Source organism: Hansschlegelia beijingensis, assembly GCF_045505405.1.
Classification (GTDB): Bacteria; Pseudomonadota; Alphaproteobacteria; order Rhizobiales; family Methylopilaceae; genus Methylopila; species Methylopila beijingensis_A.
In genome coordinates, this window is sequence record NZ_JBJKEX010000580.1 from 1 (window position 1) to 1,062 (window position 1,062).

Below are 1,062 nucleotides of genomic sequence, written 5' to 3' on the forward strand. Positions count from 1 at the left end.
ATCAGCAAGTCGACGCCGGCGAGGATGATCGTCTCGAGCGGCAGCTGCCCGTAATTGTCGAGCTTCAGCTCCGCCGCGACGTTCACCAGGCCGGCGCGCCGCATCAGTTCGTCGCTGAGGGAGCCCGCGCCCGCCGTGAAGCCGTTGGGCCGCAGCACCGCAGCCCGCAGCCTGGGCTCGCGGACGAGCGCCGGGCGTGAAAGTCGCCGGTCGAGTTCGGCGATCATCGCTTCACCACGGTTGGGATGCCCCACCGCCTCGGCGACCCGACGGATCTCCGCCCGCACTCCATCCAGGGTGCGCGGCGCATCGGCGTCGACGACGGAGACGCCGACGCGTCTGAGGACCGACACGGCGGCCCGAGCGGTGTAGCGGCCGGCGAGCACGAGATCAGGCCTCGCCGCGACCACCTCCTCCGCAAAGCCGCGGTTCTGGGGCACGTCCTTGACGCGCTCCGCCACGTTCGACCCGGCCGAGACGGTCGACAGCCAACTCACCGAGGCCACCTGGGCACGGTCGGCAAGCTGGATCAGCAGTTCGTCGGTGCAGAGGTTGATCGAGACCACGCGGGAGGGCGCCGCGGCCGCGGCCGATCCCCAGCAGAGGCCGAGGAACGCCGCCGACAGAACGGACGCGAGAACGCGCTCAGCCATGGGCGAAGCCGCGCCCCTCCTCGTCGAGCGCCTCCGGATCGCGGCCAAGCCAGCGCTTCGAGATCGCGCGCCACGTCTCAAGCCGCGAGAAATCCGGCGTCTCGGAGAGGCTGTCGTCGTCCTCGATGAAGGGGTTGGCGAAGAAGATCGAGATCATGGGCTCGCCGGCCCCGTTCCACATCTCGAAGCCCCACGTCACCGGCTTGCCGTCGCGGCCATATCCGCGAAACAGCTGCGCCTTTGAGGGCTTCCGCCGCCGCGTCAGCTCCGGCGCGACGGGAAAGCGCTCCGAGCCACGGTTCTCGCCGATGCACAGATGGAAGTGGCCGCCATGGCCGAACATGACGGTCAGATAGCCGTCCATCAGGCCGATCTTTTGCGGAGGCCCCGGGCAGCGCCATTCATAGGC

Annotated in this window: 2 protein-coding genes; both read right to left on the bottom strand. The window is 69.5% G+C overall.

Going from position 1 to position 1,062, the window contains the following annotated elements:
- A partial coding sequence (locus ACIKT0_RS18850) for an ABC transporter substrate-binding protein (RefSeq protein ID WP_407106831.1) occupies positions 1–653 on the bottom strand: 653 nt, incomplete at its 3' end.
- Positions 646–1,062, bottom strand: a 417-nt coding sequence (locus ACIKT0_RS18855) for a DUF7676 family protein (protein WP_407106832.1), incomplete at its 5' end; no start/stop codon positions are given. The genes ACIKT0_RS18855 and ACIKT0_RS18850, both read right to left, overlap by 8 nt.